Genomic DNA, 15,131 nt, shown 5'->3' with positions numbered 1-15,131 from the left:
GATGCCCATTCATTGATCAATCTGGTATTTTCAATTAAGATCATAGTTGTGATCTATGATACTAGAGAAAGGGTGATTCTGATGGATCATCGGCTGCTCGAATATTTTCTGGCTGTCTGTCAGGAGCTGCACTTTACCAAAGCGGCGGAACGGCTCGGCATCAGCCAGCCGACCCTTAGTCATCAGATAGCGCTGCTGGAGCAGCGGGTCGGCGCATCTTTATTTGTCCGTATTGGGAAAAAAGTGTACATGTCGGAAGCCGGGCACATCCTGCGCCGTCATGCGCTAAACGTCTTCCATGAGCTGGAGCAGGCCCAGCTTGCTTTGGACGAGCTGCGGGGACTAAAACGCGGACAACTGCGGATCGGCTGCTCCGGCAACCATCTGCTGACGTCGGCGCTCATCAGCTTCCATGAGACCTTTCCGGGCATCGAGCTGTCGGTTACCGAGCTGGCTACCGAGGAAACCCGGGAAGGCCTGCTCGCCAACCGGCTTGATATCGGCGTCGTGTTTCTTCCCTTCAAGGACGAGCTGCTGGAAAGCGTTCCGTTGTTTCGCGAAACGCTGCAGCTCGTTATCTCATCAGGCCACCCTTTATACGGACAAGCTACAGTGAAGCTGGCGGAGCTGCAGCGCCACCCGGTTGTGCTGCTCCAGCCCAAATTTCTCGTCCGCCAGATGATCGACGCTTATTGCGCGGAAGCAGGCTTCATCCTGCGGCCGCAGGTGGAGGTGTCCACACTGGACTCCCTGCTTGAGCTAGCTCGACGCGGCGTAGGCGGCGCTGTGCTGCCCGCTTCTTATGTAGCGAATCTGCAGGACTATCAGATGCAGGCTCTGCCGATTACAGATCCGGTTCCGGGGCAAATCATCGGCGTCGTCTGCCGCAAGGACATTTATCCGGGGCCATCCACAGCCGCTTTCATTCAGCATCTGGTCGCTCATTTTGGGGCTAGCCGCTTCACATAGCAAATGCTGAAGGGCCAATGCGCATATTCGCCAAAAGACGGAATCTCCATTACATGTCAGGGTTTCGGGGGCAAAAGCCTATTGTGTCTGTATAAGCTTTTTCTCAACCTTACGGGGCGTTCAACGTTGGACTAGCCGCAAGAGCTAAAAACATGTACAATGGAAACCGATATACTTTCTGTAGAAGGCGAAAGAACAGGGAGGCGTCATAATGGGAATGGATCCCCGCACATTGCGAACAATGCTGCAATCGCAGCTGGCACCAAGCCTGAGCTTCGGCTCAACGGCCAGGAAAGACGAAAAGAACAGTGACGGGGCATCTTCCGTTTTTAATACAATATTGTCCGCGCAGCTCTCCTCCGCGAACGATAGCTCCGCTTCCATTGGTTCTGCTTCCAACAGCCCCGATGCCGCTGGCATCGAAGAGATGATGGGCCTGGATTCATCGGGCCAGCCGGTATGGACGGGAGATGGGGGGTTGTGGGGACGTGTGAACGCTGAGTCCGCAAGCTATTATCCCATCTGGGCAAGTCTGTTGAGCGACGTGGAGCACAGGAGCGGCTATGAAGCTGCCGACTGGCAACAGCTTGGAGGAAACGCGGCGGCGTATGCCGGACTTATCGAAACGGCGTCTGCCAAATACGGCGTGTCCAGCTCGCTGATAGCTGCGGTTATTGCTACGGAATCCGGCTTTGATGCTCAAGCGGAATCCCATGCGGGAGCCAAGGGACTGATGCAGCTTATGGACGGAACGGCGAGAGGGCTAGGTGTGCAAGACTCCTTTGATCCAGTCCAAAACGTTGATGGCGGCACCAAATATTTGTCGCTGCTTTTGCGCAAATATAACGGCAATGAGCTGACTGCTCTGGCAGCCTACAACGCCGGACCAGGCCGGATGGACCGGCTGGGGATTTACTCTGACGAAGAGCTGCTCTCCCGGATGGAAGAGCTTCCGCAAGAAACACAGCGGTATGTCGTCAAGGTCCAGCAGGCCAAAGCATAAGGCGAAAGATTAGTTTGCAACGGGATCACGGCCGGCGCTCCGTTCGTACGGAAGCAGCGCAGGCGGCGATCCTTTTCTTTTCATTGGAGGAAGGGAGGTACGCGGCATGAAGGAGAAGCTGTATATGGATTACAGCGCGTCGGCACCGCTTCTGAGCGAGGTGGCGGATACATTGCTGGAGGTAACGCGGCAAATTTATTTCAACCCCTCTTCGCTGCATGAAGGCGGTATTCAGGCAGCCAAGCTCATTCAGCGATCCAGGACGCTGGTTGCTGAAAAGCTGGGGACCGCGTCGGGCAACTGGCTGTTTACATCCGGGGGAACGGAATCCAACAATTTAGCCGTTAAGGGCGCGGCAAGACAATACCGCAACCGCGGCAAGCATATCATTACAACGGCCATCGAGCATGCCTCTGTACACGAATCCATGCTTCAGCTTCAGGAGGAAGGCTTTAAGGTGACGTTTCTGCCTGTAGGGCGGGAGGGCCATGTATCGGTATCCGATGTGGAGGCCGCGTTAACGGACGAAACTATCCTGGTCAGCATTATGCATGTGAATAACGAAATCGGCACCGTTCAGCCCATTCAGGAAATTGGCCGTTTGCTGAGCAGCCGTCCGAGGACGCTTTTTCATGTGGATGCGGTACAAAGCATAGGCAAGCTGCCGCTTGATATCGAAGGCTGCGGCATCCACCTGCTTAGCGCGTCTGCACACAAGCTTGGCGGACCCAGGGGGGTAGGGCTGCTTTATGTGAAGGAAGGCATTACGCTCCAGCCGCTGCTCTCGGGAGGCTCGCAGGAGTTTGGGCTGCGTCCCGGTACCGAAAACGTGCCGTCGATCGTTGCAGCAGCCAAGGCTGTCAGGCTGGCAGCCGAGGGCGCCGAAGCATCCGCTGCGGCCATGAAGCCCCTTAGGGACAAGCTGCGAGCATTTGCAGAGGCAACGCCCGAGCTGAAAGTAAACGGGGCGGAGCCGCTTGCTCCTCATATCGTGCACTTTTCGTACCCCGGCATGAAGCCGGAGGTCATTATTCATATGCTGGAGCAGCATGGCATTTTGGCCTCGACGCGCTCTGCTTGTTCTTCCAAGGACAGCAAGCCAAGCCGCGTGCTGCTGGCATTGGGCGCAAGTCCGTCGCAAGCATCCGGAGGCGTTCGAATAAGCTTTGGCAACTGTCACCGCGAGGCGCATGTCGATGTGCTGATCAAAGCGCTTGAAAGCATCATCAGTCAACTGAAGCATTTGGGGAGGAGTACCTGATAGTGGTATACGATCAATTGGTTTTGCGCTATGGCGATTTGACCATGAAGGGCAGAAACCGCAATCAATTCGAGAAAAAGATGCTGCGGCAGGTCAAAAACGCACTGACAGGCTTTGAAGGAGTCACCTACTGGAAAACGTATGGCCGGCTTTACGTTCGCCTGAACGGCCATCCTTACGGCCCGGTAGCGGATCGGCTTAAGGAGCTGTTTGGCCTGACCTCACTCAGCCCCGTCCGAAGCTGTTCTCCCGATCTGGAGGACATTCGCGCGGCGGCGCTTGCGGTTATGTCCGCTCTTTCTACACCGCCGAAAACCTTCAAGATGAGCGTCAAGCGGGCCTGGAAAAAGTTTCCTCACAATTCGCAAGAGATGAATCATCTGGTCGGGGCGCATGTGCTGCGCGCCTTTCCCGAGCTATCCGTTAATGTACGGGAGCCCGAGGTGGAGCTTCGCGTCGATATTCAGGAGGAATCCGCTTATATTTTCTGCGAGGTCATTCCAGCGGTTGGCGGTTTTCCTTTTGGCTCCAACGGCAAGGCGATGCTGCTGCTCTCAGGAGGCATCGACAGCCCTGTGGCAGGGTGGATGGCCATGCGCAAGGGGCTTGAGCTGGAGGCCGTTCATTTTCACAGCTATCCCTTTACAAGCCAGCAAGCGACGGACAAAGTAATTGAACTGTCAAAAAGGCTTTCCTATTTCAGCGGAACGCCGATCAAGCTGCATCTTGTGCCGTTTACCGATATTCAAACCTCGCTTGTTCAGGCCGGCCAGGAGCATCTGATCATTACGCTGATGCGAAGAGCGATGCTGCGCATAACGGAGCAGCTCGCAGAGCGCCACGGAGCCCTTGGCATCGTAACCGGCGAAAGCCTGGGCCAGGTTGCAAGCCAGACGCTTCCCAGCATGAATGTGATCGGCAGGGCTGCTGCATTGCCTATGCTCAAGCCGCTGATTATGATGGACAAGCAGGAAATTATAAATCTAGCCGTAAAGATCGGCACGTACGAAACGTCGATTTTGCCGTACGAGGACTGCTGCACGCTGTTCCTGCCCAAATCGCCCAGCACAAATCCCAACATGCGGGTTGTGGAGCGAATCGAGGCCGGCATGAAGGAGCTTGACGACAAAATTGCCGTCGCCTTGCAAAATACGGAAACGCTCATGCTTACCCCAAACAGCGACAACAGCGCTGCTCAGGCGGGAGAAGACAGCTGGTTCTAGGGTGTGTCTGAAGCTCAATGGAATATCAAATAGCTTAAAGGAGTACCTGAGTGTTTGAGTCTCCGCAGATAAAAATAAAAAAAGCAGGCAATCCTAATGGGATTGTCTGCTTTTTTGTGCCAATGCGGCGGCTTGTTTGCGTTTGTTGGTCCAATAGCCCAGATAGACCGTTACCGCAACGACAACTGCGATAAAGGACCAATAAATGACAGGGTTGCTGTCAAGCGCTCCGCCTAATTTATGCTCGTGCGAAATCATTTTGGACGCGGTGAAGGCCAGGACGGCTGACCCAACGTAAACGATCCATTGGAAGCGATTGATGAGCTTGATGAACAAGGTGCTTCCCCAAACCACGATAGGCACGCTGATTAGCAAGCCCAAAACAACGAGTACGGTATTGCCGTGAGCCGCTCCCGCAACAGCCAGCACATTGTCGATGCCCATTGCGGCGTCCGCGATGATGATCGTGCGAATCGACTGCAGCAGAGTATTGCCGGCTTTAACGTCCCCGTGATCATTTTCCTGTACCACCAGTTTGTAAGCGATCCATATTAGAAGCAAGCCGCCAACCAGATTGAGCCATGGCACATTGAGCAAATAAACGACCAGCAGCGTGGCGATTACCCGGATGCCCACAGCTCCCAGCGTTCCCCAGATAACAGCCTTTTTCTGCTGCTCCTTAGGCAGGTTGCGGGCGGCGAGCCCTATAACAATGGCATTGTCCCCGGCCAGGATCAGGTCTGTAAAAACAATAATGGCAAGCGAGGTGAAAAATTCGACCGAGAAAAAATCCATAGGAATAATTCCTCCTTTCCTTATGTCTGAATAGCTAGAAGTCTAAATGAAGTCTACACCAATTTTGTCCAATAGAAAAGAGAGGTTCATTATTTTTGGACATATTCTCCAAGGCTTGTTCATAACTCTGAACATAGGAGGGGGGACAACCGTGGAAAATGTCATTATTTTTCTCGAAATCATGCTCATTAATGTATTGTTGAGCGGGGACAATGCCATCGTAATCGCCATGGCCAGCCAGCATCTGCCCGCGCGGCAGCGCAAGAGAGCCGTCTGGTGGGGCGCAATGGCTGCAGTGGTTCTGCGCTGCCTGTTGACCGTCGTGGCGCTTCAATTGCTGAAAATACCGTTTTTGCAGGCCGCAGGAGGCCTTTTGCTGCTTTACATTGCGGTCAAGCTCCTAACAGATGCCGGACATGCGGGGGAAAGCCACAGCATCAAAAACAATAGGTCGATCGGCGCTGCCATCTGGACGATCGTAACCGCTGATTTTGTTATGAGCCTGGACAATGTATTGGCTATAGCTGCTGTTGCCGGCGGAGACCTTGTTCTTATTTTGCTTGGAATCGCGTTAAGTATACCGATGATTGTATGGGGCAGCCAATTGCTGGGAACGCTGCTTATTAAATTTCCCGCATTGTCTTACATCGGAGCCGCCTTGCTGGCTTTTGCATCCGGAGAAATGCTCATGCAGGACCCCGGGCTGAACGAGCTGTTGTTTCACGGCTCCAAAATGCTGTCCGAGCTTATTCCGCTGTTATGCGTGCCCTTTGTTATCGCAGCTTCCATAATGATCCGGAGGGCTCAGTAATTTAGGCCAGGCAAGGGCTGTCCTGCCGCCGCTCATCATGCGGCGGCTTTTTTTTGCGAAAGTTACACTCTGCGCACTGGTTTTTTTGCTTCACTTCCTATAAACTAATAAAGATAAAATCTGCCGACTTTCGCTTCCCATTGCGAATGAGGTTGTAAGGAGCGGAATGGATATGCCTAAAAACAAATATTCCGCCGGGATTATTTTGCTGTTGGTCGGGGTCTTGATCTTGCTTGGCAAAGCTGGTGTATTCAGTCTTTTGGGCGCCATCTTCTGGCCTTTGCTTGTTTTGATTCCGGGAGTGCTGCTGCATGTACTCTATTTCGGCAGAGTTGTTCCGGCTGTTATGCTGGCGCCTGGCGGAATGCTTGTGTCTTACGCAGTATTGTTTATCATTTGCAACATTGTCGGTTGGGACAGCCTGAAATATCTGTGGCCGTTATTCATTTTGGGGGCAGCCATCGGTCTTTACGAATATTACATGTTCGGTTCCTCGGTTCCGCGCATTGTATTCACGGCTGCAATTGTATTGGCCGCCGCATCGGTGCTGTTTTTTGTCGTTATGCTGATGTGGAGCTGGGGCGTTTATCTCGTCGCCGCGCTCTTTATTGCCGCCGGAGCCTTCCTGATGTTCGGCAAGCGCAAGCGTTGGTAGGAAGCAAGCAAGGTAGTTCGTGCTAGTAGCAGTTCTATAAATAAAACATTGGAGTGGATCATCATTTATGCAAGCAAGAGAAAACATACGTAATATCGCAATTATCGCTCACGTCGACCACGGCAAAACAACATTGGTTGACAAGCTGCTTCAACAATCCGGAACCTTCAGAGAGCATGAAGCAGTTCAAGAGCGGGCAATGGACTCCAATGATCTGGAACGGGAACGCGGCATTACCATTTTGGCCAAAAATACCGCTATTACGTACAAAAACTACCATATCAACATTATGGACACACCAGGCCACGCCGACTTTGGCGGCGAGGTTGAGCGTATTATGAAAATGGTTGACGGCGTTTTGCTCGTTGTCGACGCATTTGAAGGCTGTATGCCGCAAACCAAGTTTGTATTGCGCAAGGCGCTTGAGAGTCAATTGACGCCTATCGTTGTTGTTAACAAAATCGACCGTCCCAACGCGCGCCCGGAGGAAGTTATCGACGAAGTACTGGATCTCTTTATCGAGCTCGGCGCCAACGATGAACAGCTGGAATTCCCTGTTGTTTATGCTTCCGCATTGATGGGCACTTCCAGTATGGAGTCTGATCCCGCGAAGCAGGACGGCAACATGATGGCGTTGTATGAAACAATTGTGGGCCATATTCCTGCTCCTACGGAGGATGTTGACAAGCCCATGCAATTTCTTGTTACCCTGCTTGACTACAATGAATATTTGGGCCGCATTGCGATTGGCCGCGTTAACCGCGGAAAAATTTTGCAAGGCCAGCCTGTTGCCGTTATTAACCGCGACGGAGCAGTCAAACAAGCGCGGATTGAAAAGCTGTTTGGCTTCCAGGGTCTGAAACGAATTGAAATTCCGGAGGCCGGCGCTGGAGACATTGTGGCGATTGCCGGTATCCGCGAAATCAACATCGGAGAAACGATCGCGGATCTTCAAAACCCTGAAGCGCTTCCTGTATTGAAGATCGACGAGCCAACGCTGCAAATGACGTTCCTTGTCAATAACAGCCCGTTTGCAGGACGCGAAGGCAAGTGGGTTACCTCCCGCAAGCTGCGCGAGCGTTTGTTCAAGGAGCTGGAGACTGATGTTGCGTTGCGCGTTGACGAAACGGAAAGCCCTGACGCCTTTGTCGTGTCCGGCCGCGGCGAGCTCCATCTGGGGATTTTGATCGAAAATATGCGTCGTGAAGGCTATGAGCTGCAAGTGTCCAAGCCGGAAGTTATTATCAAGGAAATTGACGGTAAAAAGCAGGAGCCATACGAACGTTTGCTGATCGACGTGCCGGAGGAAAGCATGGGGGCGGTTATGGAAAGCCTCGGAACCCGTAAGGCGGAGATGGTCAACATGATCAACAACGGTAACGGTCAGGTTCGCCTGGAATTTATTATTCCTGCTCGCGGATTGATTGGATACCGCACGTCTTTCCTGACACTGACGCGCGGTTACGGCATTATGAATCACGCTTTCGACAGCTACGGACCGCTTGCAGGTGCTGGTGTTGGCGGACGCCATCAAGGCGTATTGGTTGCCAGTGAAAACGGAACGTCCACCTTCTACGGCATGCTGGGCGTTGAAGACCGCGGTCTGATGTTCCTTGAGCCGGGTACCGAAATTTATGAAGGCATGATTGTTGGGGAGCATAACCGCGACAATGACATCATCGTCAACATTTGCAAGGAAAAACAGCTGTCCAACGTTCGTTCCGCAGGCAAGGATGATACGGTTAAGCTGAAAACGCCGGTTATTTTCTCCTTGGAGCATGCACTGGAATATTTGAACGATGATGAATATTGCGAGATTACTCCAAAAAGCATTCGTTTGCGCAAAAAGATACTGGTTAAAAGCGAGCGCGAACGCGCCGAGAAACATCGCAAGATGTCGCAGGCTAGCGTTTAGGAATTTCAAAAACATTTCCTTTTTTTGAACAACCTCTATATTCAATCGGCGCTGCCGGGGGGCAACCTTCGGCAGCGCATTAGTATTGTGCTGGGAGGATATGAACATGCAGGCATGGCTTAGCGATCATAAGCTGGTATCTTATCTATTGATTTTGGGTTTTACTATTTTTATATTTAACCAGGTTTTCCGGCCAGGGCAGAAGCTTCCTATTTTGAAAGAAGTCATGGTCTATTTGCTGATGGTAATTGGTTCCTTTGTTCTTATGATACTGCAAGTAGACAAATTGCCTATTATCCAGTGTATGAGCATTGCCGTTCTTATGATGCTGATGCTTCGCGGACGCCAAATGTATGACAAACGGAGAAACAAAAAAAGCGCTCCCGGAAAAGATCGGCCCGAAAGCCAATAATGGTGTCAAGGGTCGTTCAATACAACCATTGTAGGTGGTACATATGAGTCAAGAAGGAAAATCAATGCCCCCGCGTTCCGAAGTTCGCGGCTTGGTAAAAAAGAAGAAAAAAACAAAAAAGAAACCCCGGTTTCTAACGATTTTTTTCAGTATTTTTTTGACGCTGCTGGTTGCTATTGCACTTTATCTCGGTTATCTGGTCATGAAAACAAATGATGCGATTACAGATATTGGAATCGATGAGAACAAAGCAACCCAGGTGCCTATTCAGGAATCCGTCAAGGAAAAGCCGGTAGCCTTTGTTTTTCTTGGACTGGACGCGAGGCCTAAAGGCGGTTCTCTCAATACGGACGTCATCAAGGTTGCTGCATTTGCTCCCGGCTCTAAAACGGCAACCGTCATATCAATTCCGCGCGATACCTATATAGATGTGGAAGGTTATCGGCCACGCAAGGCCAATGCCTTTTATGCCGATTTCTACAGCGCGGCGCGCAAGGAAGGCAAGGATCGCGAGGATGCCGATCTTGCCGGCAAAAAAGCAGTGCGGGATGTGTTAGGCAAATATTTAGGCATTGAAATCAAATACGCCGCAAGCATCAATTTCCAAGGCTTCTCCGATGTGGTGGACGCCGTTGGAGGCGTCGGCGTAAACGTCGATATCCGCATGAAGTATATAGACAATGCTGACGGAACGAACATTGATCTGGAGCCAGGTTTTCAAACGCTGGATGGAGATAAAGCGCTTGATTTTGTCCGTTATCGCAAATCCAATCGCGGCGGTCAGGAATCCAGCGACTTTGATCGCGGGCGCCGTCAAAGCGAGGTTATCAGCGCCATTTTGGACAAGCTGATATCGCTGGGCGGATTAACGAAGGTTGGATCGGTTATTGAAGCAGCCAGCGCCAATATCGATACGGATATGCCGGAATCGGAAATCCGGCGTATGCTGGAAACCTACGTTGGCGTGCGCAGCGCTGATCTCTCCTTTATGTCTCTGGAAGGGGTATGGAGAAGTCCCTATGTTTATGCGGATAAAACCAGTCTGGAGGAGGTTAAGGCGGCATTAAGCTCCAAAATGGCTGAATGACCGTAGACTCCGGTACATATACTGGTTATAATAAGGGTGTAAAACAGCTTTATTAATCCGGGTTCCAGGGAGGGTATGCGGATGACCGATGCGCGAGGCGAAAGAAAGCTCACAATCAGCTCCATGCTCTCGTTCAAGCGGCCCCGCCGTGCTGTGGAAGGAATCTGCATTGCCCATAGAGATGGACGAGTTTCCAGCAATGGAAATGAGGCCGCAAGAAAGCCTAGCGATGGCTGCAACCATCGCTAGGCTTTCTCTGTCTCTGGGGGGAGGTTTACAAAAGCTTTACTTATTTCCCCCTGCTTTTGCCTTCTATAGGCTGAAGCACACGGTCAATGGCATCGGGATCAGGCTGAACGGGCGACAGGTAGCGCGGAAGCTGAGGGACAAGGCGTCCGATCATGTCGGCAAGCTCTTCGGCAAATCCTGCAACAGGGCGGCCCTTGACGATGTCCTCCCGAATTTCGGCAAGCCGGTTGGACATATCCAAATCTGCCGTAACAAAGGCGTCGATTCCGTAAGGGTCGTTGCGGAATGCTTCGGCAACCGCATATTTAATTGTTCCGACGCGTGAGCGTTCGACCTCGCCGCCTACATCAAGACCTACGATGGCGGTGTTGCCGATAACGACGCAATGCGCCGCTTCGACACCGTCGACGCTTGCGGCAAGCTCCTCCAGATGGAGCTCTACAGCTTTGGGATCCTCAATCAGCTTTTTGCCGGGTTCATTTTGCTGAGCTTGAACATTATTGCCGGGTGTTTCGGCCGGGGGTCTATTATTGCCTGCTCCATTGCCGCACCCCGTCAAAATCAGCGCAGCGGTCAATGTCGCCAATACCCATTTGGACATGTAAGCCACCTCATTATTGGTTGTATTGCTCTTGCTCTGTAGTTTGTCCGCCGTCAGCCAAGGCTATGTATGAAACGCATTTATGATGCCGGGAGGGTTTACATGAAAAAAATTTTCGTGCTCGATACAAATGTGCTGCTGCACGATCCTCAAAGCCTTTATTCCTTTCATGACAACGAGCTGATTATACCGGCAGTCGTGCTTGAGGAGATTGATTCCAAAAAAAGGCTGGCAGACGAGCTAGGCCGGAATGCGCGATCGGTTTCCAGGCTGCTTGACGGCATGAGAGAGCTGGGACGCCTGCATGAAGGCATCAGCTTGCCGGGCGGCGGGGTGCTTAAGGTTGAGCTGAATCACCGGAGCTTTATGCGGGTACAAGAGATGTTTGGTGAGATGTCAAGCGACAACCGGATTTTGGCGGTTGCGTTAAACTATCATCTGGAGCAGGAGAAGCTGCCGGAGGAAGAACGCCGCAGCGTCGTGCTTATAAGCAAGGATGTGCTGGTTCGCATCAAGGCGGATGTATTGGGACTTGAAGCACAGGATTATTTGTCCGATCGGGTTGTGGAATTTTCCGAATTATACGGAGGCTGCTTGACCTTGCATGTTCATCCCTCCGTTATCGATGAATTTTATACGTACAGATTTCTTAGCGTCAGCCATCTCCAGCTTCGCAGCGCCCTTTATCCCAATGAGTTCGTCATTCTTCGCGACGAGATGGGAACCAGCAAATCCGCGCTGCTTAAGGTAAGCCTGGACGGCGCCAGGCTGGAGCCGCTTTTCCTGAGCAATGACCCCGTATGGGGCATTACCGCCCGCAATGCGCAGCAGCGAATGGCGCTAGAGCTGCTGCTAAGCGATGATATTCCTCTTGTGACGCTTTCAGGAAAAGCGGGAACGGGAAAAACGCTTCTGGCGCTTGCGGCTGGCTTGCTTAAAGTGGAGGATGAGCACAAGTACAAAAAGCTGCTGATTGCAAGACCCGTGGTGCCTATGGGCAAGGATATCGGTTATTTGCCTGGCGAAAAGGAGGAAAAGCTGAGACCGTGGATGCAGCCGATTTATGATAACCTTGAATATTTGTTTGATACAAAAAAAGCAGGCGATATCGAAAAAATATTGATGGGTATGGGAAGTATACAGGTTGAAGCGTTGACCTACATCCGGGGCCGCTCCATACCGGGACAATTCATCATTATTGACGAGGCGCAAAACCTGACGCGGCATGAAGTCAAAACGATTGTTTCACGCGTGGGCGAAGGCAGCAAAATCGTGCTGCTTGGCGATCCCGGCCAAATAGACCATCCTTATCTGGACTCCGTCAGCAACGGATTAACGCATACAGTGGAACGCTTCAAACAAGAAAGCATTAGCGGCCATATTACGCTGGAGAAGGGGGAACGCTCCAGATTGGCACAGTTTGCTGCAGATTTACTCTAAACGAATAACTATTCAGCAGAGAGGATCGGACGGGAAAGGGTGTCTTGAGCGCGGACAAAAATGTTTGAGCTTCCAAGACATCCTTTTCAGGGAGAGACCGGTTTTGCTGAATAGTTATCTACCGTAAAAGACTTTTCGGCCAGCCCCTTTTTGCGGAAATCGCCTTGGACAAATGGTCCTAATCCTGATATCCTATACGCAACAAAGGAATCGGAGAGGAAGAATAGGGTGTCTTCTCGCAAATATTTGCCCATTGCAGCCGGCGCGCTGGCGCTTGTTGCCTTGTTGCTGCTTTTTTTAACCCGTGGACTCGATTTCAGCTGGAATGCCGGTCAATTATTGAAGCACGAGGAGCCGGTTGTGCCCGCCAGCGGACAACGCTACCCGGTTCGGGATGTTGAACTAAATGTAAACGTTTCCTTGCCTAAGGAAGCCTATATTCAGCTATTGGAATACAACGAAGGCTTTATGGCCAAATATCCCTACATAACGGTGCATATTCATAATGAAGGGGAGGCGGAAGGCCTTTACGGCAAATGGCTGGAGCAAAGCCGGAGCGGGCTGGCTTCCGACGTGATGCTGATGGATAATGGCTGGGTTTTGCCCTTTGCTGTAAAGGGTTATTTGAAGCCGGCGGAAAGCCTGATGAGCGTGGATGCTTTATCCGATCAGCTGGCGGGTCTCACAGAGCCTCTGCGCTGGAACGGCTATTTGTGGGGAGTTCCGAAGGAAGCGAATCCCGATTTGCTTCTCTGGAATAAACGTTTGCTGGCCAAAAGCGGACTGAAGGACCCTCCGCGCGATGAAGCTTCCTTACAGGAAGCAGCCTCTGCGCTCACAAGTCCCGATGGATCGTACCTTTCCCTTGCAGAGGCAAATAGAGGGGAATTAAGACAGCTATTATTGTGGTGCATGGCTTTCTATGGCAAAGGAGAGGCTCTTCTTAATCTGGAAGGGATGACCGAACGTCAGCGGCAGGGGCTGGAATGGCTGGACGCTTCACGCTTGACGCTGGCGGAGGCAGGAAAAGGCTCGCAGGAGATGCTGCAAGAGCTGATTGAAAAGGATTTGGTGCTCGCCTTTATGATGACGTGGGAGCAATATGCCAAGCTGCCGGAATCCTCAAGAGAAAAGCTGCTTCCCGACAAAAGAGTTTTGCCTTATGCCTGGCTCGGGGGAAGCAGCTTTACCGTATCCTCCAGAAGCAAAGCGGCTGTTGAAGCCATGTTGTGGATCGAGGAAGTGACGGGAACGGATGCGGGCCGACTCGCTTACGAATATTCCGCCAAGCTTCCCGTCAGGGCGTCCCTGTATGCCGAAATCGGCGGCGTGCTGCCTCGTACCTTATCGCCGCCAGTCTGGTGGTACGAAGCCGCCAGCGCCAAGCTGCCCGAGCAGAGCATGCCGCGAACTGACGCTGATTGGCCGCTTCGCTGGCAGCGCTGGCAGGAGGAGCTTGAGATGCTGCCTGGAGGGGACTGGAGCCGTTTCCCGGAGCGTCTGGCGGCTGCGGATTCTACAGAGATAACGTCAGGCGAATAATTAGCTCGCCATCCTTTATTTCAACCTCCTTGGCTTTAAGGAAAGAAATCATCAGCCCGGGATAAAAGCCCAGATCAAACTCCTTTTCGAGTGCGGCTCTTGTTGTGTCGGGCAACGTAAATCCGTTAAAGAGCAGGTCATCCACATGAAAAAGGATGCCGTTTTTGGGCTCGTCCTGAACGCTGTAATGGCCGGATATGGCAATTTCGATATTGTCCCGTTTGCCGGATGCCGTAATCAGACCCTCCTCAAAGCGGAAGGCAAAATCATTAAAAACGTCATTCTGCTCTCTTAAAAATTGATTCAATTTGTCTTCTGGTACCGTAATGGTGTATTGGAATCCTTTAATATGCAGCAAATCCTTATTGTCCTGCACCCATTCCGGCAGCTTGCCCATCGCGGATGACAAGGCTTTAAAATATGTACGAACCTCTGCAAGTCCTTTTTCTTCCCAAAATTTGTTTAACTCCTTCATCAACAACAGCAGCCGCTCGCTGTCCGTTCGTCCCGCAAGCTGATCCGCAAGCTCGCGCTCCAGCTCCGTGACGCGTTGCCGCTGCAGCTTGAGCCTGTTTTCCATAGCCAGCAGTTCCAGCTGCTTGGCTTCCTGCGCCGCTTGACGCTCCTGAAGGCCTCGATATTCCCCAATGTATTTATCCAATGTTTGTTTATCATGAGTAATAATGAGGTCGATATAGTCCAATATTGTAAAAAAAGAAGTCCATGAATCCGACGACAACAGAGAGGCGAACAACCTGTCATGCTCGCCCATATAATACGTTCGCAGCACCTTTCCGGCTTGCTCGCGTTTTTGTTCAAGCTTTAGAGATTGCCGGGCTAATTCGGCATCCGTTTCAGTCATGGATTCCAGCAGTTGTTGCTTTTCCTGCGTTATCCGGACCATTTCCTTATCAATTTCGGCTACGGACAGGCTTTTCTCAAGCATGCCGTGTACATCGTCGTTTTTTGGGGCTTCGCTGCGCTCCGCCATGGCTGGCCATGTAGCAGTCAAAAATACATAAACGAGCAGGAGCAGGAGCGTTGCCGAAGCCGTTTTTACATTGACGTTGCTAATCAACAGAATTCTCCCTCCCTAGACTAGCTTATGCGTCAGTCCTACCTATTATATCCTTTGCCGCCAAAAGGGGGAAGGCGAATTGCGTCTGCT

The 15,131-nt window shown here is 51.7% G+C and carries 15 protein-coding genes; 12 read left to right on the top strand and 3 right to left on the bottom strand.

What is annotated here, in order from left to right; translation table 11 throughout:
• The first annotated feature begins 81 nt into the window (after positions 1-81).
• From A7K91_RS15530 to thiI, 4 genes are all read left to right on the top strand, one after another.
• A complete protein-coding gene (locus A7K91_RS15530) occupies positions 82-969 on the top strand; it encodes a LysR family transcriptional regulator (RefSeq protein ID WP_068684510.1) in 888 nt (295 codons plus the stop codon).
• A 211-nt stretch (positions 970-1,180) separates the two neighbouring features.
• Complete coding sequence (locus tag A7K91_RS15525; protein WP_068684270.1) at positions 1,181-1,972, top strand: lytic transglycosylase domain-containing protein; 792 nt, start codon at positions 1,181-1,183, stop codon at positions 1,970-1,972.
• Positions 1,973-2,078: 106 nt separating this feature from the next.
• Positions 2,079-3,233, top strand: a complete 1,155-nt coding sequence (locus A7K91_RS15520) for a cysteine desulfurase family protein (protein WP_068684267.1) — start codon at positions 2,079-2,081, stop codon at positions 3,231-3,233.
• A 2-nt stretch (positions 3,234-3,235) separates the two neighbouring features.
• Positions 3,236-4,456 carry a tRNA uracil 4-sulfurtransferase ThiI gene (gene thiI, locus A7K91_RS15515; protein WP_068684265.1) on the top strand — a complete coding sequence of 407 codons (1,221 nt, stop codon included), beginning with the start codon at positions 3,236-3,238 and terminating at the stop codon, positions 4,454-4,456.
• Between the two features lie 93 nt (positions 4,457-4,549).
• Here thiI and A7K91_RS15510 read toward each other — a convergent pair whose 3' ends face one another.
• On the bottom strand, positions 4,550-5,251 hold the full coding sequence (locus tag A7K91_RS15510; protein WP_068684263.1) for a TerC family protein: 702 nt from the start codon (positions 5,249-5,251) through the stop codon (positions 4,550-4,552).
• 151 nt (positions 5,252-5,402) lie between these two features.
• Between A7K91_RS15510 and A7K91_RS15505 the strand changes: the two genes are divergently transcribed.
• From A7K91_RS15505 to A7K91_RS26470, 6 genes are all read left to right on the top strand, one after another.
• Positions 5,403-6,062: a TerC family protein gene (locus A7K91_RS15505; RefSeq protein WP_068684261.1), complete on the top strand. Its 660-nt coding sequence runs from the start codon at positions 5,403-5,405 to the stop codon at positions 6,060-6,062.
• Positions 6,063-6,234: 172 nt separating this feature from the next.
• Positions 6,235-6,717, top strand: a complete 483-nt coding sequence (locus tag A7K91_RS15500) for a hypothetical protein (protein WP_068684259.1) — start codon at positions 6,235-6,237, stop codon at positions 6,715-6,717.
• Between the two features lie 67 nt (positions 6,718-6,784).
• The gene (gene typA, locus A7K91_RS15495; RefSeq protein WP_068684257.1) at positions 6,785-8,632 is read left to right on the top strand and encodes a translational GTPase TypA; all 1,848 of its coding nucleotides are present in this window, start codon (positions 6,785-6,787) and stop codon (positions 8,630-8,632) included.
• A gap of 106 nt (positions 8,633-8,738) precedes the next feature.
• Entirely contained in the window at positions 8,739-9,044 is a 306-nt protein-coding gene (locus A7K91_RS15490; RefSeq protein ID WP_068684255.1) for a YlaH-like family protein, read from the top strand.
• Positions 9,045-9,087: 43 nt separating this feature from the next.
• Positions 9,088-10,131, top strand: coding sequence for an LCP family protein (locus A7K91_RS15485; protein ID WP_068684253.1), 1,044 nt, complete (start codon positions 9,088-9,090; stop codon positions 10,129-10,131).
• An 81-nt stretch (positions 10,132-10,212) separates the two neighbouring features.
• Positions 10,213-10,380, top strand: coding sequence for a hypothetical protein (locus A7K91_RS26470; protein WP_156739582.1), 168 nt, complete (start codon positions 10,213-10,215; stop codon positions 10,378-10,380).
• 40 nt (positions 10,381-10,420) lie between these two features.
• Here A7K91_RS26470 and A7K91_RS15480 read toward each other — a convergent pair whose 3' ends face one another.
• A complete protein-coding gene (locus tag A7K91_RS15480; RefSeq protein ID WP_068684251.1) occupies positions 10,421-10,981 on the bottom strand; it encodes a YhcN/YlaJ family sporulation lipoprotein in 561 nt (186 codons plus the stop codon).
• A gap of 102 nt (positions 10,982-11,083) precedes the next feature.
• Between A7K91_RS15480 and A7K91_RS15475 the strand changes: the two genes are divergently transcribed.
• Both A7K91_RS15475 and A7K91_RS15470 read left to right on the top strand, forming a co-directional pair.
• On the top strand, positions 11,084-12,421 hold the full coding sequence (locus tag A7K91_RS15475; RefSeq protein ID WP_068684249.1) for a PhoH family protein: 1,338 nt from the start codon (positions 11,084-11,086) through the stop codon (positions 12,419-12,421).
• A 228-nt stretch (positions 12,422-12,649) separates the two neighbouring features.
• The gene (locus A7K91_RS15470; protein WP_068684247.1) at positions 12,650-13,963 is read left to right on the top strand and encodes an ABC transporter substrate-binding protein; all 1,314 of its coding nucleotides are present in this window, start codon (positions 12,650-12,652) and stop codon (positions 13,961-13,963) included.
• Here the strand turns inward: A7K91_RS15470 and A7K91_RS15465 are convergent.
• A complete protein-coding gene (locus A7K91_RS15465) occupies positions 13,938-15,041 on the bottom strand; it encodes a coiled-coil domain-containing protein (protein WP_082967481.1) in 1,104 nt (367 codons plus the stop codon). The two genes, A7K91_RS15470 and A7K91_RS15465, sit on opposite strands and share 26 nt — an antisense overlap.
• Positions 15,042-15,131 lie beyond the last annotated feature (90 nt).

Source organism: Paenibacillus oryzae, assembly GCF_001675045.1.
Taxonomy (GTDB): Bacteria; Bacillota; Bacilli; order Paenibacillales; family Paenibacillaceae; genus Pristimantibacillus; species Pristimantibacillus oryzae.
Note: the sequence above shows the minus strand (reverse complement) of the source record. Positions and strands in the feature narration are given on the sequence as shown.